The organism is Achromobacter xylosoxidans (assembly GCF_014490035.1).
GTDB classification, from domain to species: Bacteria; Pseudomonadota; Gammaproteobacteria; order Burkholderiales; family Burkholderiaceae_B; genus Achromobacter; species Achromobacter bronchisepticus_A.
Genome location: NZ_CP061008.1, coordinates 6,503,436 through 6,520,102, shown reverse-complemented (window position 1 = coordinate 6,520,102; position 16,667 = coordinate 6,503,436). Strand labels below are relative to the sequence as shown.

At 66.7% G+C, this 16,667-nt stretch carries 19 protein-coding genes; 7 read left to right on the top strand and 12 right to left on the bottom strand.

All coding sequences use genetic code 11. The annotated features are described in order from the left end of the window. Positions 1–53: 53 nt before the first annotated feature. Positions 54–1,058, top strand: a complete 1,005-nt coding sequence (gene lipA / locus IAG39_RS30300) for a lipoyl synthase (RefSeq protein WP_118933508.1) — start codon at positions 54–56, stop codon at positions 1,056–1,058. A 1-nt stretch (position 1,059) separates the two neighbouring features. On the opposite strand, the gene rfbC is transcribed toward lipA, so the two are convergent. From rfbC to IAG39_RS30275, 5 genes are read right to left on the bottom strand one after another with little or no spacing between them, the layout of a single operon-like run. Next, positions 1,060–1,602 (bottom strand): dTDP-4-dehydrorhamnose 3,5-epimerase, encoded by a 543-nt coding sequence (gene rfbC / locus IAG39_RS30295; RefSeq protein ID WP_059374099.1) that lies wholly within the window; start codon positions 1,600–1,602, stop codon positions 1,060–1,062. Further along, positions 1,602–2,483 carry a glucose-1-phosphate thymidylyltransferase RfbA gene (gene rfbA / locus IAG39_RS30290; protein WP_118933506.1) on the bottom strand — a complete coding sequence of 294 codons (882 nt, stop codon included), beginning with the start codon at positions 2,481–2,483 and terminating at the stop codon, positions 1,602–1,604. The genes rfbC and rfbA overlap by 1 nt, the downstream gene beginning before the upstream one ends. After that, positions 2,465–3,376 carry a dTDP-4-dehydrorhamnose reductase gene (gene rfbD, locus IAG39_RS30285; RefSeq protein ID WP_118933505.1) on the bottom strand — a complete coding sequence of 304 codons (912 nt, stop codon included), beginning with the start codon at positions 3,374–3,376 and terminating at the stop codon, positions 2,465–2,467. The genes rfbA and rfbD overlap by 19 nt, the downstream gene beginning before the upstream one ends. Before the next feature lie 10 nt (positions 3,377–3,386). Next, on the bottom strand, positions 3,387–4,448 hold the full coding sequence (gene rfbB / locus IAG39_RS30280; RefSeq protein WP_118933504.1) for a dTDP-glucose 4,6-dehydratase: 1,062 nt from the start codon (positions 4,446–4,448) through the stop codon (positions 3,387–3,389). A 44-nt stretch (positions 4,449–4,492) separates the two neighbouring features. Continuing rightward, positions 4,493–5,047, bottom strand: a complete 555-nt coding sequence (locus IAG39_RS30275) for a cob(I)yrinic acid a,c-diamide adenosyltransferase (RefSeq protein WP_118933503.1) — start codon at positions 5,045–5,047, stop codon at positions 4,493–4,495. 201 nt (positions 5,048–5,248) lie between these two features. Between IAG39_RS30275 and IAG39_RS30270 the strand changes: the two genes are divergently transcribed. Beyond that, on the top strand, positions 5,249–5,554 hold the full coding sequence (locus IAG39_RS30270; RefSeq protein ID WP_118933538.1) for a copper-binding protein: 306 nt from the start codon (positions 5,249–5,251) through the stop codon (positions 5,552–5,554). 118 nt (positions 5,555–5,672) lie between these two features. Here IAG39_RS30270 and hslU read toward each other — a convergent pair whose 3' ends face one another. The 5 genes from hslU to IAG39_RS30245 all read right to left on the bottom strand — a co-directional run bounded on the left by hslU (position 5,673) and on the right by IAG39_RS30245 (position 10,373). Then, entirely contained in the window at positions 5,673–7,007 is a 1,335-nt protein-coding gene (gene hslU / locus IAG39_RS30265; RefSeq protein ID WP_059374110.1) for an ATP-dependent protease ATPase subunit HslU, read from the bottom strand. A gap of 73 nt (positions 7,008–7,080) precedes the next feature. Then, a complete protein-coding gene (gene hslV / locus IAG39_RS30260; RefSeq protein WP_013396837.1) occupies positions 7,081–7,620 on the bottom strand; it encodes an ATP-dependent protease subunit HslV in 540 nt (179 codons plus the stop codon). Between the two features lie 148 nt (positions 7,621–7,768). Then, on the bottom strand, positions 7,769–8,233 hold the full coding sequence (gene dksA / locus IAG39_RS30255; RefSeq protein ID WP_006389752.1) for an RNA polymerase-binding protein DksA: 465 nt from the start codon (positions 8,231–8,233) through the stop codon (positions 7,769–7,771). Between the two features lie 126 nt (positions 8,234–8,359). Continuing rightward, positions 8,360–9,478, bottom strand: a complete 1,119-nt coding sequence (locus IAG39_RS30250; protein WP_054457043.1) for a CobW family GTP-binding protein — start codon at positions 9,476–9,478, stop codon at positions 8,360–8,362. 388 nt (positions 9,479–9,866) lie between these two features. Beyond that, complete coding sequence (locus IAG39_RS30245; RefSeq protein WP_118933502.1) at positions 9,867–10,373, bottom strand: Fur family transcriptional regulator; 507 nt, start codon at positions 10,371–10,373, stop codon at positions 9,867–9,869. Between the two features lie 330 nt (positions 10,374–10,703). Between IAG39_RS30245 and IAG39_RS30240 the strand changes: the two genes are divergently transcribed. From IAG39_RS30240 to IAG39_RS30220, 5 genes are read left to right on the top strand one after another with little or no spacing between them, the layout of a single operon-like run. Next, complete coding sequence (locus IAG39_RS30240) at positions 10,704–11,423, top strand: metal ABC transporter ATP-binding protein (protein ID WP_118933501.1); 720 nt, start codon at positions 10,704–10,706, stop codon at positions 11,421–11,423. Continuing rightward, positions 11,420–12,286: a metal ABC transporter permease gene (locus tag IAG39_RS30235; RefSeq protein ID WP_118933500.1), complete on the top strand. Its 867-nt coding sequence runs from the start codon at positions 11,420–11,422 to the stop codon at positions 12,284–12,286. The genes IAG39_RS30240 and IAG39_RS30235 overlap by 4 nt, the downstream gene beginning before the upstream one ends. Before the next feature lie 21 nt (positions 12,287–12,307). After that, positions 12,308–13,276, top strand: coding sequence for a metal ABC transporter substrate-binding protein (locus IAG39_RS30230; RefSeq protein WP_118933499.1), 969 nt, complete (start codon positions 12,308–12,310; stop codon positions 13,274–13,276). Further along, on the top strand, positions 13,237–13,920 hold the full coding sequence (locus IAG39_RS30225; protein WP_118933498.1) for a DUF1007 family protein: 684 nt from the start codon (positions 13,237–13,239) through the stop codon (positions 13,918–13,920). The genes IAG39_RS30230 and IAG39_RS30225 overlap by 40 nt, the downstream gene beginning before the upstream one ends. Continuing rightward, a complete protein-coding gene (locus IAG39_RS30220; protein ID WP_118933497.1) occupies positions 13,911–14,915 on the top strand; it encodes a nickel/cobalt transporter in 1,005 nt (334 codons plus the stop codon). Before IAG39_RS30225 ends, IAG39_RS30220 begins: the two co-directional genes overlap by 10 nt. Positions 14,916–14,973: 58 nt before the next feature. Here IAG39_RS30220 and xerC read toward each other — a convergent pair whose 3' ends face one another. Continuing rightward, a complete protein-coding gene (gene xerC / locus IAG39_RS30215) occupies positions 14,974–15,969 on the bottom strand; it encodes a tyrosine recombinase XerC (protein ID WP_118933496.1) in 996 nt (331 codons plus the stop codon). Between the two features lie 20 nt (positions 15,970–15,989). Then, positions 15,990–16,667: a DUF484 family protein gene (locus IAG39_RS30210; RefSeq protein WP_059374119.1), complete on the bottom strand. Its 678-nt coding sequence runs from the start codon at positions 16,665–16,667 to the stop codon at positions 15,990–15,992.

Sequence of the window (16,667 nt, the reverse complement as noted above, 5' to 3'; positions counted from 1 at the left end):
GCCGTTTTTGTCTCAGACCCGGCGCGCCCACGCGCCGGTCGTGAAGGTGCTCCATGTCCACGCTCGCCGAGTCTCCTGTCCCCTCGAACGAATCCGCCGCCGCGCCCGCGGAAGCGGTCTACGATCCGACGCAAAAGCAGAAATCGCAGGCCAAGACCGCACGCATCCCCATCAAGATCGTTCCGGCCGAGCGCCTGAAGAAGCCTGAATGGATCCGCGTGAAGGCCGCCGCGCCCGGCTCGCGCTTCTACGACATCAAGCGCATCCTGCGCGAGCACAACCTGCACACGGTGTGCGAGGAAGCGTCCTGCCCGAACATCGGCGAATGCTTCGGCAAGGGCACGGCGACGTTCATGATCATGGGCGACAAGTGCACCCGCCGCTGCCCCTTCTGTGATGTGGGCCATGGCCGTCCGGATCCGCTGGACACCAACGAGCCCCTGAACCTGGCGCGCACCATCGCCGCGATGAAACTGTCCTATGTCGTGATCACCTCGGTGGACCGCGACGACCTGCGCGACGGCGGCGCCGGCCACTTCGTCGATTGCATCACGCACATCCGCGAACTGTCGCCCACCACCCGCATCGAGGTGCTGGTGCCCGACTTCCGCGGCCGCCTGGACCGCGCGCTGACCATCCTGAACGCCGGTCCTCCGGACGTCATGAACCACAACCTGGAAACCGTGCCGCGCCTGTACAAGCAGGCGCGTCCAGGCTCGGACTACATGCATTCGCTGAAGCTGCTGGCCGAGTTCAAGAAGCTGCACCCCGAAGTCCCCACCAAGTCCGGCCTGATGCTGGGCCTGGGCGAGACCGACGAGGAAATCCTGCAGGTGATGCGGGACATGCGCGAGCACAACGTGGATATGCTGACCATTGGCCAGTATCTGCAGCCGTCGGAGCACCATCTGCCGGTGCTGCGTTATGTGCATCCGGATACCTTCGCGATGTTCGAGCGCGAGGCTTATGCGATGGGCTTCTCGCATGCGGCGGTGGGGGCGATGGTGCGGTCTTCGTACCACGCCGACGAACAGGCCCATGCTGCCGGCGTGAACTGATTCAGCAGGCCGGCGCGTCGGCGAACGGCGCGCCGTTGCGGTCCTTCTCGGACAGCAGGGGCGGCTGCAGGCATGGCCAGGCGATCGCCAGCTGCGGATCGTCCCAGCGTATGCAGCGTTCGTGCTGCGGCGCGTAATAATCCGTGGTCTTGTACAGCACCTCGGCATACTCGGACAGCGTCAGGAAGCCGTGGGCAAAGCCTTCGGGAATCCACGCCTGGCGCCTGTTCTCCGCGCTGAGCAGGGTGCCCACCCATTTCCCGTATGTCGGCGAGCCGCGCCGCATATCCACCGCCACGTCGAAAATCTCGCCCGCGCACACGCGCACCAGCTTGCCCTGCGCCTGTTCGACCTGATAGTGCAGCCCGCGCAAGACGCCCTGAACCGAGCGCGAATGATTGTCCTGCACGAAGCAGGGGCGCAGCCCCGTCGCCGCTTCGAACGCGGCCTGGTTGTAGCTCTCGAAGAAAAAGCCGCGTTCGTCGCCCACCACCCTGGGCTCCAGGATCAGCACATCGGGGATGGCTTGAGGAATGACTTTCATCAGAACACCTTGTCCACCAGGATGCGCATCAGGTATTCGCCGTAGCCGCTTCTGGCCAGGGGCGCGGCCAGCTTCGCCAGCGCGTCGGCGTTGATCCAGCCCTGGCGGAAGGCGATTTCCTCAGGGCAGGCTACCTTCAGCCCCTGGCGATGTTCCAGCGTGGCGATGAACTGGCTGGCTTCCAGCAACGATTCATGGGTGCCGGTATCCAGCCAGGCATAGCCGCGCCCCATGATCTCCACGGCCAGCCGGCCCTGTTCCAGGTAGCGCTGGTTGACGTCGGTGATCTCGAGTTCGCCGCGCGCGGACGGCCGGATGTCGCGGGCGATATCGATGACGTCGTTGTCGTAGAAGTACAGCCCGGTCACGGCATAGCTGGAGCGCGGCCGCGCAGGCTTTTCCTCGATGGACAGGACCTTGCCGCGCTGGTCGAATTCCGCCACGCCGTAGCGTTCCGCGTCCTGCACATGGTAGGCGAACACGGTAGCGCCTTCCGTGCGCGCATCGGCCCGTTGCAGCAGTCGGGGCAGTTCATGGCCGTAGAAGATGTTGTCGCCCAGCACCAAGGCGCAGGCATGGCGGCCGATGAAGGGCGCGCCGATGAGAAAAGCCTGGGCCAGACCGTCGGGCGCAGGCTGCACCGCGTACTCGAGATTCAGCCCCCACTGCGAGCCGTCGCCCAGGAGTTGCTGGAAGCGCGGCGTGTCCTGCGGCGTGGAAATGACCAGGATGTCGCGGATGCCCGCCAGCATCAGTGTGGTCAGCGGGTAGTAGATCATCGGCTTGTCGAAGACCGGCAGCAGCTGCTTGCTGATGGCCAGCGTTGCCGGGTGCAGCCGGGCGCCCGAGCCGCCCGCCAGAACTATGCCTTTGCGCGCCATGCGGGGTCTCCAGGGTTGACGAGTTGCTCCAGGGCGCGGTCGACCTGTTCGGTCCAGGGCGGCATTTGCCATTGCAGCGCGCGCGACAGCGCGGCGGTGTCCAGCACGGCGTTGAGCGGCCGCTGGGCGGCGGCGGGATAGTCGCGCGTGGCGACGGCGCGAATCCGCTCGGGAGTCAGCGTCAGGGCAGCGCCGCGCGCGGCGGCGCCAGCGACGATGTACTGTGCGTAGCCGTGCCAGCTGGTGGAGCCGGCGGCGGCCAGATGGTAGGTGCCCGCGGGCAGCTGGTCCGCGCGGCGGCGCTGGATCGCCAGCGCCGTCAGGTCGGCGATCAGTGCGGCCGACGTCGGCGCGCCATGCTGGTCCGCAACCACGTCCAGGCTGTCCCGTTCCCGCGCCAGGCGCAGCACCGTCTTCAGGAAATTGCCCCCATGCGCCGAGTAGATCCAACTGGTCCGGAATATCAATGCATCGCAGCCGCTGGCCAGGATGGCGCGTTCGCCTTCGAGCTTGCTGCGGCCGTACACGTTTAGGGGGTTGGGAGCGTCGGTTTCCGTATAGGGCCGCTCCTGCGTGCCGTCGAATACGTAGTCGGTCGAATAGTGCACCAGCAACGCGCCGGCCGCGCGCGCATGGCGGGCCAGGGCGGCCACCGCGAGCGCATTGACCTGGTGAGCGGTGTCGGGATCGCTCTCAGCCTGGTCCACCGCGGTGAAGGCTGCCGCATTCACGATCACGTCAGGCCGGTGGAGCGCCAGGGCCGCGAGCAGCGCGTCCTGGTCGCGCAGGTCGACGTGGCCGCGTCCCAGCGCCACGACCTCTCCCAAGGGGAGCAGGGCGCGGCACAGTTCCCGGCCGACCTGGCCGTCCTTGCCCAGCAATAAGATCTTCACGCGGCCCTTGCTAAGTTTCGTAGCGTTTTTTGGCCCAGTCGCGATAGGCGCCACTGGCGACGTTCGCCACCCATTGGGGGTGGTTCAGGTACCAGAGTACCGTTTTTCGAATGCCGGTTTCGAATGTTTCGGCAGGCGTCCAACCCAGCTCGCGCCGCAGGCGGCCGGCATCGACTGCATAGCGGCGGTCATGGCCGGGCCGGTCGGTGACATGCGTGATCTGGGCGGAATAGGGTAGCCCGTTGGCCCTGGGGCTGAGCTCATCGAGCAGCGCGCAGACGTGGCGCACCACGTCGAGGTTGGTCTTTTCGTTCCAACCGCCCACGTTGTAGGTTGCGCCCGGTTGCCCGGCCTCCAGGATCTTGCGGATCGCATCGCAATGGTCCGCCACATACAGCCAGTCGCGGATCTGCAAGCCGTCGCCATAGATCGGCAGGGACTTGCCGGCCAGCGCGTTGTGGATGACCAGTGGAATCAGCTTTTCCGGGAACTGGTAGGGGCCGTAGTTGTTGGCGCAGTTCGAGGTCAGTACGGGCAGGCCGTAGGTGGTGTGGAAGGCCCGCACCAGATGGTCGCTTGCCGCCTTGCTGGCGGAATAGGGGCTGTTGGGTGCGTAGGGAGTCGTTTCCGTGAACGCGGGATCCGTTTTTCCCAGTGTGCCGTAGACCTCGTCGGTGGACACGTGCACGAAGCGCAAGCGCGCCTGCTCGCCTGCCGGCAGGCCGGTCCAGTAGTCGCGCACCGCCGTCAGCAGGCGCGACGTGCCCACGATGTTGGCCTGGATGAAGGGCTCGGGATCGGCGATGGAGCGGTCGACGTGGGTTTCGGCGGCGAAATTGATCACGGCCCGCGGTTTATGGGCGCGCAACAGGCGCGCAACTGCCTCCTGATTGCCGATATCACCCTGTACCAAGGTATGCCTGGGATCGCCGCGCAGCGGCGCCAGATTGTCGGGGTTGCCGGCGTAGGTGAGCTTGTCCAGCGTAACGACGGGTTCGTCGCTGCGGGCGAGCCAATCCAATACGAAATTGGAGCCGATGAAACCGGCTCCTCCGGTGACCACGATACTCATCTCTTCAAATCCTCAGGCCCCTGCAGCGCAGCAGGGCCGCGAGACTACTTGCGCGCCTGGGCGCCTGCCCAGAACGTGTCTTTCTGTCCCGCATGCTGGTTTATACAACGCGCCAGCACAAACATCAGGTCTGACAGCCGGTTCAAGTATTGCCGTACGGGCGGGTTCACCTGGTCGACCCGCGCCAGTGCCACCACGGCCCGTTCGGCCCGGCGGCAGACCGTGCGCGCCACATGCGCCTGCGCCGAACCGCGCGAACCGCCGGGCAGGATGAATTCGCGCAGAGGCGGCAAGGCCGCGTTGTAGTGGGCCAGGCGCGCGTCCAGGCGGGCGATGTGCTCGTCCGTCAGGGCGGTGTGACCGGGGATGCAAAGTTCCGCGCCCATGTCGAAAAGGTCATGCTGGATGGCCAGCAGATCTGCGGATATCTCGGCGGGCAGATCCTCGGTCAGCAATACGCCGATTCCGCTGTTCAGTTCGTCGACGTCGCCGATGGCCGCGACGCGCGGGGCGTCCTTGGGCGTGCGGGATCCGTCCCCCAGACCCGTGGTGCCGTCGTCTCCCGTGCGGGTGGCGATGACGGATAAGCGGTTGGCCATGGGAGCTCCTGAAATGAGTGACGAAAGGTAGGGGTTTTGCGTCCAGCCATGTATCGGGGCGGCGCGGCCCGCGTATTCCGCAATCAACTGTCAGAATTGTTGCGTCAGGGCGGGGGAACTGTTGCACGAGGGCGGTATCCTAGCACTATGGAAAGCGGGGACGCCGGTTCCGCGCTTTCCCTGCAATCGGAGGATATCTGCATGATTTTTGACCGCAAGTATGCAATGCCCATGGCCGCCGCGGCGGCGGTGGCCGTCATCACGCTGGCCGCGCCGCTGGCGTTCGCGCAGCAGGCCGAGGCCAGCGGGGAAGTGCGGCGGGTGGATCCGGCCGGCGGCAAGGTCACGATCAAGCATGACGCCATCAAGGCGCTGGACCTGCCCGCGATGACGCTGGTCTATGAAGCCGATCCGGCGCTGCTGGCCAAGATCAAGGCGGGTGACAAGGTGCGCTTCACGGCGGTCCGCAAGGACGGCAAGTACATCGTGACCGCGATCAGCAACTAGCGTTCCGGTAGGTGCCGCGTCCAGGCCGGGCCTGCCGCCCGGCAAAAGAAAACGCCGTCCGCAGCGCTAGGCTGCGGACGGCGTTTTGCTGGCGGCGCGCAAGGCGCGGCCGCGGGGACTACAGCACGTAGCGCGCCAGGTCCTGGCTGCTGGCGGCTTCCGCCAGTTGCGCGTTGACGTAGGCGGCGTCGATCTTGACGTTCTTGTCGCTGCTGGCGGTGGCGTCGAAGGACAGCTCGTCCAGCAGTTTCTCCATCACCGTGTACAGGCGGCGCGCGCCGATGTTCTCGGTGGTTTCGTTGACTTCGAAGGCCAGCTCCGCCAGGCGGCGCACGCCTTCTTCGGTGAACTCCAGCTGCAGGTCCTCGGTCGCCATCAGCGCCGTGTACTGCTTGGTCAGCGAGGCATCCGTGTCGGACAGGATGCGCACGAAGTCCTCGGCGGTCAGCGATTCCAGTTCGACGCGGATCGGGAAACGGCCCTGCAGTTCAGGGATCAGGTCCGAGGGGCGCGACAGGTGGAAGGCGCCGGACGCGATGAACAGGATGTGGTCGGTGCGGACCATGCCGTAGCGCGTGTTGACGGTGGTGCCTTCGACCAGCGGCAGCAGGTCGCGCTGCACGCCCTGGCGCGAGACGTCCGCGCCGCCAGATTCCTGGCGGGCCGCGATCTTGTCGATTTCGTCCAGGAAGACGATGCCGTTCTGCTCGACGTTGTTGATCGCCACGGTGCGCAGGTCTTCTTCGTTGACGCGCTTGGCGGCTTCTTCGTCGACGATCAGCTTGAAGGCTTCGCGCACCTTCATCTTCTTGGGCTTCTTCTTGTCGCGCGCCATGCCGGCGAACATGCCGCGCAGCTGTTCGGCCATTTCTTCCATGCCGGGGGGCGTCATGACGTCCATCTGCGGCACGGCCTGGGCAACTTCGATCTCGATTTCGAGGTCGTCGATCTTGCCTTCGCGCAGGCGCTTGCGGAAGGTCTGGCGGGCGCTGTTGTCCTCGCCGCGTTCCGGTTCGCCGGAGGCGCCGCGCGGGGGCGGCACCAGGGCGTCCAGGATGCGGTCTTCGGCGGCGTCTTCCGCTTGCGTGCGCACGCGGCGCATTTCCAGTTCGCGGGTCTGCTTGATGGAGTATTCGGTCAGGTCGCGGATGATGGTGTCGACGTCGCGGCCTACGTAGCCCACTTCGGTGAACTTGGTGGCTTCGATCTTGATGAAGGGCGCGTTGGCCAGCTTGGCCAGGCGGCGCGCGATTTCGGTCTTGCCCACGCCGGTGGGGCCGATCATGAGGATGTTCTTGGGGTGGATCTCGTGGCGCAGGGGTTCGGCGACCTGCTGGCGGCGCCAGCGGTTACGCAGCGCCACGGCCACGGCGCGCTTGGCGCGGTTCTGGCCGACGATGTACTTGTCGAGTTCGGAGACGATCTCTCCGGGCGTCATGTTGGATGCGGACATGAGGGCGGATCCTTGAAGCTAGGGCAGGCTGGGGGGGCGGCCGCGGCGCGACGGGCGCGCCGCGTGGCGGGCGTCAGTCGCCCAGCGTTTCGATGACGTGGTTCTGGTTGGTGTAGATGCAGAGGTCGCCGGCGATTTCCAGCGATTGCTTGACGACGGCTTCCGGCGAAAGCTCGGTGTTGCGCAGCAGCGCCAGGGCGGCCGACTGGGCGTAGGCGCCGCCGGAGCCGATGGCGGCCAGGCCGTGTTCCGGTTCGAGCACGTCGCCGTTGCCGGTCAGCACCAGCGTGTGCTCGGCGTCGGCCACGATCAGCATGGCTTCCAGGCGGCGCAGGACGCGGTCGGTGCGCCAGTCGCGGGTCAGTTCGACCGCGGCGCGCATCAGGTTGCCCTGGTGTTTTTCCAGCTTGGCCTCGAAGCGTTCCTGCAGGGTGAACGCGTCGGCGGTGGCGCCGGCAAAGCCGGCCAGAATCTTGTCGTGGTACAGGCGGCGGATCTTGCGGGCGGTGCCCTTGATGACGATGTTGCCCAGGGTGACCTGGCCATCGCCGCCCAGTGCGACGCGGTTGCCGCGGCGCACGCACACGATGGTGGTGGCGTGAAATTGTTCCATGCGTTCCTTCCTATGAAGGGATTAGCTGGGGGCGGTTGCGGGGAAATCAAGGCAGGACGCTTGCGTCCCCTTTGCGTGCCGGCCAAAGAAAAAGGCCATGCTGGAAACCAGCATAGCCTTTCAGCGTAGGGCCTGAATACGGGACGGATCAGTCGCCGTAGAGCTTCTGGCGCATCTCGCGGCGTTCCTGCGCTTCGAGCGACAGGGTGGCCGTGGGGCGGGCCAAGAGGCGCGGGATGCCGATGGGTTCGCCGGTTTCCTCACACCAGCCGTATTCGCCGCTGTCGATGCGGGCGATGGACTGTTGCACCTTCTTCAGCAGCTTGCGCTCGCGGTCGCGGGTGCGCAGCTCCAGGGCGTGTTCTTCCTCGATCGTGGCGCGGTCGGCGGGATCGGGCACGAACTGCGTTTCGCGCAGGTGCTCGGTGGTTTCGCCGGCGTTGGCCAGGATGTCCTGCTCGAGTTGTTTGAGCCGTTCCTTGAAGAACGCCAGTTGGCGTTCGTTCATATAGTCGGACTCGGGCATGGCCAGCAATTCCTTCTCGCTGGGCAGATCAATCGCCGTATCGCTCGTCGACTTGCTTGATTTCTTGGTTGCTGCCTTGGTAGCCATGAAAACACTCCACTATGAATCGATCCTGGCGCGGGCGTTCATTCCCGGTCCGTATTACTTGTTGCCTACGCTATTCGTACCTCACAGTACTGCCTTCGTCGCATCACGTCACGTCAGGAAGGGGGATTACCCCGCCAGGCACTGCTCCAAGCCCCGGGTGAAAATCTCCTGGGGCAGCTTACGGCCGATGAAAACCATCTTGGTGGACGGTTTTTCGGCTGCGGTCCACGGCTTGCCGGGTTCGGCGCCCATCATCATGTGCACACCCTGGAACAACATGCGGCGGTTGATGCCCTTCATGTACAGGATGCCCTTGTAGCGCATCAGGTCGGGGCCATAGACCTGCACCACGCCGCCCAGGAATTCCTCAAGGCGCGCGGGATCGAACGGCTTGTTGGAACGGAACACGAACGCGCCGATTTCGTCGTCGTGCTGGTGGTGGTGATGATGGTGGGCATGATTGCAATGCGCCCCGCAGTCGCCTTCGTGATCATGGTCATGATCGTGGCCATGGTCATGTCCATGGTCGTGATCGTGGCCGTGGTCATGGGCGGCGTCGGGGTGCTCATCGGCCAGGAAATCCGGGTCGATGTCCAGAATGGAATTCAGGTTGAAGCCGCTGATGTCGATGATGGACTTCAGGTCGACTTCGCCGAAGTTGACCGGGGTGATCGGCGCACGCGGGTTCATGTGAACCAGGCGGTGGCGCAGCGCTTCGTAGTCGACTTCGTTGACCAGGTCGCGCTTGGAGATCAGGATGCGGTCGGCGAAACCGACCTGCTTCTGGGCTTCGGGTTGGGCGTCGAGGGTGGCCATGCCGTGCTTGGCGTCGACCACCGTAACCACCGCGTCCAGGCGGTAGTACTCGGCAATGTCGTCATCCATGAAGAACGTCTGGCACACGGGGCCGGGGTTGGCCATGCCGGTCGTTTCGATGATGACGCGTTCGAAAGACAGTTCGCCGGCTTCGCGCTTGGCGCGCAGTTCGCCCAGCGTGCGCATCAGGTCGCCGCGCACGGTGCAGCAGACGCAGCCGTTGGACAGCTCGATGATTTCTTCGTCGCGGTCCTGCACCAGCAGGTCGTTGTCGATGCTTTCAGGCCCGAACTCGTTTTCGATGACCGCCACGCGGCGGCCATGGTATTCGGTCAGGATGCGTTTGAGCAGGGTGGTCTTGCCCGCACCGAGAAAGCCGGTGAGGATGGTGACGGGAACCATTTTGTCCAAACTGCGCGGGGTGTTCATGGCGAAGCTGCTAGCGTGAAGTCAAGGCGTTAAACAGGAACTCTCGGCGGGGATCGCAACCCTGTCTTGCAACGCCGTCTTGCGACGTTTGGACGGGGTTTCCCAGTCTTTGCCGGAGGATGTTTGCCGCAGGCTGCGTGGGCCGCCTGCAGCGGCCGGACGCAGGATTACAGCACAGTCGGGGGCAGGGGGCAAACCCAGGGTCAACCCTGGGGCCGTAGCCATCCAGATGGCGTCCGTACGCCGTCAAGTATCGGGCGATACCACTATTTGGGGGCGGTTTGCCCGATTTCAAGAGCGCGATGCGCGCATCCGGATGAAACGTTCTGCGCGGGCTTGCGTCCGATGGCGGAGAAGTGGCGGGCGGGCTGCCTGCCGGCACTAGTTCTTAATGATGGTGGTGGCCGTGGCCGGCGTCCGCGGCGGGCTGCTTCTGCTGGCACTGGGGGCACAGCGCGCGGATTTCGGTTTCGTGCGTGGCCAGGGCATAGCCGGTCTGGGCGACTCGTTCGGCCAGTTGGCGGCTCATGGCGGGGTCGGACACTTCCGCGACCGCGCCGCAGCCCGTACAGACGACCAGCAGGTCGTGGGGCGCGCCGCCCGCGTCGTGGCAGGCGCTCCAGGCATTGACGGCGTCCAGGCGGTGGATCAGGCCCTCGTCCATCAGGAAGTCCAGGGCGCGGTACACGGTGGGGGGCGCGGCGCCCGGATGCACGGCGCGCATCGCATCCAGCAATTCATAGGCCTTCAGGCTGCGGCCGTGGCGCAGCAGCAGTTCCAGCACCTTGCGGCGGATGGGGGTAAGGCGGCGCCCGCGCTGCTCGCACAGCGCTTCGGCGACGCTGAGCTGGGCGCCGACGGTATCGCTGCGAGGGGGGCGGGACGGTGCGGACATGGCTGGCTTTATCTCTATGGAAAACGCGCGCGATGCGCGCGAGATGCCTGGAAGGTAGCAGAAAACATCCAGATGCGGGCGAACGCCGTGGAATCAAGCCGTTTGGTTATGATATAACATAATAAAACTGACTGTAGCCGCTATTCGCCTCCGCATTCTTTCCATGTCCCATTTCACGCTTTTGCCCCGGCGGCCCGAAGCCGCACCGCGGCAAGCTCCCCCGCCGCGTTCCGCCTTCCTGGTCTCCGCCTGGCGCCGCATGGCCGCCGCCCTAGCTGCCGCGGCCGCCTTGTGGGCCTTGACCGGGTGGGCGCTGGATTGGTGGGCGCGATGAACGCGCCGGTCACCATCGAACTGGCCGACGCGTCCTTTGGCTGGCATGGGCACGCCGCGCTCAAGTCGGTATCGGGGTGTTTCGCCGCGGGCGGCATGACCGCCGTGGTCGGTCCCAACGGCGCGGGCAAGTCCACCCTGATCAAGGGCATCATGGGCGTGCTGCGTCCCATGGCCGGCAGCGTGCGCATCGGCGGCGCGGGCCGTTCGGAGTTGGCCTGGCTGCCCCAGGCCGCCGAACTCGACCGTTCGTTCCCGGTGTCGGTGCTGGATCTGGTGGCCATGGGCGCCTGGCGCCGAGTGGGGGGATGGCGCCGGTATGCGAACCAGGAGCTCGAGCGCTGCATGGACGCGCTGGAGACCGTGGGCATGGCCGACGCGGCCGGACGCGGCGTGGACGCGCTGTCGGGCGGGCAGATGCAGCGCGCGCTGTTCGCGCGGATGCTGGTGCAGGATGCGCCCGTACTGTTGCTGGACGAACCCTTTGCCGCCGTGGACAGCCACACGGCCGACGACCTGATGGCCCTGCTTTGCGGCCTGCACGGCCAGGGCCGCACCGTGATCGCGGTGCTGCATGACCTGGATCTGGTGCGCGACCATTTCCCCGAATGCCTGCTCCTGTCCGGTTCGGTGGTGGCGTGGGGGGACACCGAACACACGCTGAACGACGCGCATCTGAAGCGGGCGCGGCAGTGGTTGGCGGAGGCCCGCGCATGAGCCTGGCGCAATGGGTCGTGTCGCCCTTCCTGGACTATGGCTTCATGCGGCGCGCGCTGGCCGGCGCCTGCGCCCTGTCGTTGGGCGCCGCGCCGCTGGGCGTGTTCCTGGTGCTGCGGCGCATGAGCCTGATGGGCGATGCCATGTCGCACGCCATCCTGCCCGGCGTGGCGGCGGGCTTTCTGCTGGCCGGTCTGTCGCTGGGCGCGATGATGCTGGGCGGCATCGTCACCGGGCTGGCCGTGGCGCTGCTGGCAGGACTGGTGGCACGCATGACGCCGCTGCGCGAGGACGCCAGTTTTGCCGCCTTCTATCTGATATCGCTGGGGCTGGGCGTGCTGCTGGTGTCGCTGCGCGGCTCCAATATGGATCTGCTGCATGTGCTGTTCGGCACGGTGCTGGGGCTGGACGACGCGGCATTGCTGCTGGTGACGGCGACGGCCAGCGTGACTCTCTTGGCGCTGGCGGCGATCTACCGGCTGCTGGTGGCCGAATGCCTGGATCCGGGTTTCCTGCGCGCCAGCGGCGGCGGTGGGGGCTGGGTCCACATGGCTTTCCTGGTGCTGGTGGTGGTGAACCTGGTGGCGGGCTTTCAGGTGCTGGGCACGTTGATGGTGGTCGGCATCATGATGTTGCCAGCCGCCGCCGCGCGCTTCTGGGTCCGCTCCGCCGCCCGCCAGGTTCCGCTGGCCGCGGGCCTGGGCGTGGCGGCGTCCACGGCCGGTCTGCTTATTTCGTACCACTTCAACGTGCCGGCCTCGCCCGCCATCATCCTGGCGGCCGGCGCCTGCTATCTGTTTTCCATCGTAGGCGGCCCGCAAGGCGGGCTGCTGCCGGCGCGGCGCCGCATGCGCCGCGCCTGACTCATCCAAAGGAGATACGCCATGCGTTTCCATTCCCTGGCGCGCCGCCGCGCGCTGCTCGCCACGGCCGGCCTGTGCCTGTCGGCGCTGTTCGGAACCGCGCAGGCCGCCGAGCCGTTGAAGGCCGTGGCCAGCTTTTCGATCCTGGGCGATATCGTGCGGGAAGTGGGCGGCGCCGACGTCAGCGTGGCCACGCTGGTGGGGCCTGATGGGGACGCGCACGAATATGAGCCGACGCCGGGCGACGCGAAGAAGCTCGCAGCGGCGCGCGTGCTGTTCGTCAACGGCCTGGATTTCGAGACCTGGATGCCGCGCCTGGCGAAGGCGTCGGGCTTTGCCGGCGCCACCGTGGTCGCGTCCCAGGGCGTGAAGACGCGCACGTTCGCGGGCGGCGGGCATGATGATGGCCACGACCACGACCACGACCACGACCACGACCATGGTCATGGCCATCATCACAGCGGCGCCGATCCGCACGCATGGCAGAACCTGGCCAATGGCGTCATCTACGCTCGCAATGTGGCCGAAGGCCTGGCCGCTGCCGATCCCGCGCATGCCGACGCCTACCGCCAGCGCGCGCAAGCCTATATCGCGCGCCTGCAGGCGCTGGACGCGCAGGTCCGCAAGACCTTCGCCGCGATTCCGGCCGAGCGCCGCAAGATCGTGACCTCTCACGATGCCTTCGGCTATTTCGGCGATGCCTACGGCGTGGCGTTCATTCCCGCGATGGGCGTGTCCACGGATGCGGAACCCGCCGCGGGCCAGGTGGCGCGCATCATCGAACAGGTCAAGCGCGAGCGCGTGCCGGCGGTATTCGTGGAGAACATCAGCAGCCCCAAGCTGGTCCAGCAGATCTCGCGCGAAACCGGCGCCAAGGTGGGTGGTACGCTGTATTCCGACGCCCTGTCCAAGCCCGGACAGCCCGGCGCCACCTACCTGGAAATGTTTGAATGGAACGCACGTCAGCTCGCCGCGGCCATGCAGCCTTGACCGCGGCGGCGATGCTGCTGGCGGCGGGCGCCGCCAGCGCACACCCGCATATGTGGATCGATGCCCGCGCGGCGATCGATATCGATGGACAGCAGCGCATCACGGCGCTGAGGCAGGTCTGGCTGTTTGACGAGATGTTCGGCGCCTACGCCACGCAGGGATTGAAGAAGGGCAAGGACGGTTCGCTGTCGTCCGAGATCCTGCAGGGCATGGCGCGCGATTGGATGCAGGCGCTGGGCGAGCCGATCTCGCACTACTTCACCCGCGTCACCGTGGACGGCAAGACCTCGGCTTTCGCAGCCCCGCAAGATGCGCGCGTCGACTGGAATCCGAAGACCACGCGGCTGACGCTGTCCTTCACCTTGCCGCTGGCCACGCCCGTGGCACCGGGTGCAGGCGGCGCGCAGGTGGACATCTACGATCCCACCTATTTCGTGGCCTACGCCTTCGATCAAAGCGGCGCGGTATCGCTGGGCGGGCAAGGCGCCAAGACCTGTACGTCCGCCTACCGCAAGCCCAAGGAACTGGATTGGAAAACCATGCAGCAATTGGCCGCGATCCCGGCCGACCCGGACGCCTTGCCGGACGAGTTATTCGCGATCACCAAGGGGTTGACGCACCGCATCGAGGTGCGATGCGAGTAGTGCTCGCGCTGCTGGCCGTGCTGCTGCTGGGCGGCGCGGCTGCGGCCGCGGCCCAGGGCGCGCATCCCTTCGGCGTGCCGGAGGGCGGAGCGAGCGTGGGCGGGCCGGGCTGGCTGGCCGGCTTCTTTGGCAAGGTGTCGGTCTGGCAAAGCTATTTCTACCGGCAGCTGACGGGCGCCGTTCGCGCCTGGCAGGCCGAGGGCGGCGCGGCCTGGGCCTTGATCGGGCTGTCTTTCGCCTACGGCGTATTCCATGCGCTGGGGCCGGGGCATGGCAAGGCGGTGATCTCTTCCTATGTGCTGGCCAACCGCCAGACCGCACGCAACGGCGCGCTGCTGGCGCTGGCGTCCGCGCTGATCCAGGCGTTGGTGGCGATCGCGCTGGTGGCGGTGCTGGCGCTGATCTTCAACGCCACCGCGGCCACGATGAACAACGCGACGCGCTGGCTGGAACTTGGCTCGTATGCGCTGGTGACCTTGTTGGGCATGTGGCTGGTGTGGGTCAAGGCGATCCGTCCGCTGTTGCGGACCCGCGCAGGGCCAGCGCCCGCGGAATCGATGCTTGATCACGGCCATGGGCATGAGCACTCTCACCATCAGCACCACGATCACGATTGCGGCTGTGGCCACGCACATGTGCCTGCGCCCGCGCAGGTGTCGGGTCCGCTGAATTGGCGCCGTGCGGCTACGGCCATCCTGGCCGTGGGCTTGCGCCCGTGCAGCGGCGCGTTGATCGTGCTGGTGTTCGCCCTGGCACAGGGTTTCTTCCTGGCCGGCGTGGCCTCGGCCTTGGCGATGGGCTTGGGTACCGGGCTGACGGTGGCGGCGCTGGCGTGCCTCGCGGTCGCGGCGGGCGGCGCGGCCACGCGCATCGGCAGCCGCCTGTCCAGCGCCGGCGCGGCGCGCCTGCGCTACGGCGTGGAAGCGCTGGCGGCACTGGCGGTGCTGTTGCTGGGCGTGATGCTGCTGGGCGGCGTGATCGCGGGTGGCGGTTAGGAAGCGGCCGTGCGAATTCGCGCAGCCGTTCCCGCGGAACGCGCGGGGCCCGGGGCGTTCAGGATTTGCGTCCGGCCCGAGGATGCGCCTGATCGTAGGCGCGGGCCAGATGCTGGAAATCCAGCCGGGTGTAGATCTGCGTGGTCGAGATGTTGGCGTGGCCCAGCATTTCCTGCACGGCGCGCAGGTCCTGCGCGGATTGCAGCACGTGGCTGGCGAAGCTGTGGCGCAGCACGTGCGGGTGCACATGCGTGGGCACGCCGGCCTGCTGCGCGATGCGCGCCAGTTGCAGCTGCACCACGCGCGGCGAAATCCGGCGGCCGCGCGCGCCCAGGAACAGTGCGGCCGCGTCCTCGGGCTGCGCCGTGAAGGGCGCGAGCTGCGGGCGCGCCGCGATCCATTTGCGCAGGGCCGCCAGCGCGGCCTGGCCCACGGGCACCGAGCGGCGCTTGCCGCCCTTGCCCAGGACGATGACTTCGGCCTCTTCCAGGTTCAGCCAGCCGCGCGATTCGTAATTGCCGGAACGTTCATAGCGCAGGTCCAGCCCGACCAGCTCCGACAGCCGCAGGCCGCTGGAATAGAGCAGTTCGAACATGGCCTGGTCGCGCAACGCGGCCGGTTCGTTCGCCACTTGTGCGGGCGCGCGGTCCAGCAGGGCCTGGGTCTGTTCCACGGACAGGGCCTTGGGCAGGCCGCGCGGCGCCTTGGGGGCGCGCACGCCGGCCACGGGATTGCCAGCCAGTTCGATGGCCGGCGCCCACCATTGATAGAAGCCGCGCCACGCCGCCAGGGTGCGCGCCAGGCTGCGTGGCCCGCGGCCCTGGGCGTGCAGGCGCGCCACGAACTGGCGGATGTGGCCGTTGCCGATCTTGTCCAGCGGCAGCTTGGCCTGGTCGGCAAGCTCGCGCAGGAAATGCAGTTCGCGGCGATAACCGTCCAGCGTGTGGGGCGAGTAGCGCCGGTTGGTTTCCAGATGGCGCAGCCAGGCGCTCATGGCGTCCGGCAGGGGAGTTTCGGGCGGGGCCGCGTCTTGCGCTTGCGTGGTTTTCGCCATGGCGTCCGCCCGCGTCGGTGCTAGGCCTTGGGCGAGGCCGGATTCAGGCGATGCAGCGCCGCCGAAGCCAGCTGGCCGATGGATTCCAGGAAGGTCGTGCCCATTTCAGGCGTGAAGCGCTCGGCGTCGTCCGAACCCAGCACCAGCAGGCCGACGGCGGGACCGTCGGCTTCCAGGCGCAGCGGCACCAGCGCCAGGGACTTGGGCTTGGCATCCAGCCAGCCGGCCGCTTCGAATTCGGTGTCGGCGCCGCAGTACGGCGTCTTCAGGCTGTCGGTAAAGGTGCGTACGTCTTGCGTGACGGGTTCGCCGTAGCCGGTCGCCGGCAGTTCCGACAGATCCCACAGGCGCAGCGCCACGTGGTTCAGCTCGAACTGTTCGGCCAGTCCCAGGGCGATCTCGCCCGGCACATGCTGCGGATCGCATTCGGACAGCAGACGGCAGCACCATTTGGCCACATGCGTGCCGATGCTTTCATTGGCGGTGGCGTTGCGCACGAGTTCGTTCAGGCGCCATTCGAGTTCGCGGTTGCGCTCGCGCAGCGTCAGGATCTGGCGTTCGCCCAGCGAAATGGCGCGCGAACCGTGCGGATGCGGCACCTGCAACGTGGCGAAGACGTCTGCGTGATCGTCGAAGAAGCCAGGGTTCTCTTGCAGGAAATCAGCGACGTCCTGAGCGGTAATAGCGGTATCAGTCAT

Coding starts and splice junctions, on each gene's coding strand:
- IAG39_RS30245 (WP_118933502.1), bottom strand. CDS start 10,373: ATGTCCGCACCGTCCCGCCCCCCTCGCAGCGATACCGTCGGCGCCCAG.
- dksA (WP_006389752.1), bottom strand. CDS start 8,233: ATGGCTACCAAGGCAGCAACCAAGAAATCAAGCAAGTCGACGAGCGAT.
- IAG39_RS30250 (WP_054457043.1), bottom strand. CDS start 9,478: ATGAACACCCCGCGCAGTTTGGACAAAATGGTTCCCGTCACCATCCTC.
- xerC (WP_118933496.1), bottom strand. CDS start 15,969: ATGGCGAAAACCACGCAAGCGCAAGACGCGGCCCCGCCCGAAACTCCC.
- IAG39_RS30225 (WP_118933498.1), top strand. CDS start 13,237: ATGGAACGCACGTCAGCTCGCCGCGGCCATGCAGCCTTGACCGCGGCG.
- rfbB (WP_118933504.1), bottom strand. CDS start 4,448: ATGAGTATCGTGGTCACCGGAGGAGCCGGTTTCATCGGCTCCAATTTC.
- hslV (WP_013396837.1), bottom strand. CDS start 7,620: ATGGAACAATTTCACGCCACCACCATCGTGTGCGTGCGCCGCGGCAAC.
- hslU (WP_059374110.1), bottom strand. CDS start 7,007: ATGTCCGCATCCAACATGACGCCCGGAGAGATCGTCTCCGAACTCGAC.
- IAG39_RS30270 (WP_118933538.1), top strand. CDS start 5,249: ATGATTTTTGACCGCAAGTATGCAATGCCCATGGCCGCCGCGGCGGCG.
- lipA (WP_118933508.1), top strand. CDS start 54: ATGTCCACGCTCGCCGAGTCTCCTGTCCCCTCGAACGAATCCGCCGCC.
- IAG39_RS30240 (WP_118933501.1), top strand. CDS start 10,704: ATGAACGCGCCGGTCACCATCGAACTGGCCGACGCGTCCTTTGGCTGG.
- IAG39_RS30230 (WP_118933499.1), top strand. CDS start 12,308: ATGCGTTTCCATTCCCTGGCGCGCCGCCGCGCGCTGCTCGCCACGGCC.
- rfbA (WP_118933506.1), bottom strand. CDS start 2,483: ATGGCGCGCAAAGGCATAGTTCTGGCGGGCGGCTCGGGCGCCCGGCTG.
- IAG39_RS30220 (WP_118933497.1), top strand. CDS start 13,911: ATGCGAGTAGTGCTCGCGCTGCTGGCCGTGCTGCTGCTGGGCGGCGCG.
- IAG39_RS30210 (WP_059374119.1), bottom strand. CDS start 16,667: ATGACTGATACCGCTATTACCGCTCAGGACGTCGCTGATTTCCTGCAA.
- rfbC (WP_059374099.1), bottom strand. CDS start 1,602: ATGAAAGTCATTCCTCAAGCCATCCCCGATGTGCTGATCCTGGAGCCC.
- IAG39_RS30275 (WP_118933503.1), bottom strand. CDS start 5,047: ATGGCCAACCGCTTATCCGTCATCGCCACCCGCACGGGAGACGACGGC.
- IAG39_RS30235 (WP_118933500.1), top strand. CDS start 11,420: ATGAGCCTGGCGCAATGGGTCGTGTCGCCCTTCCTGGACTATGGCTTC.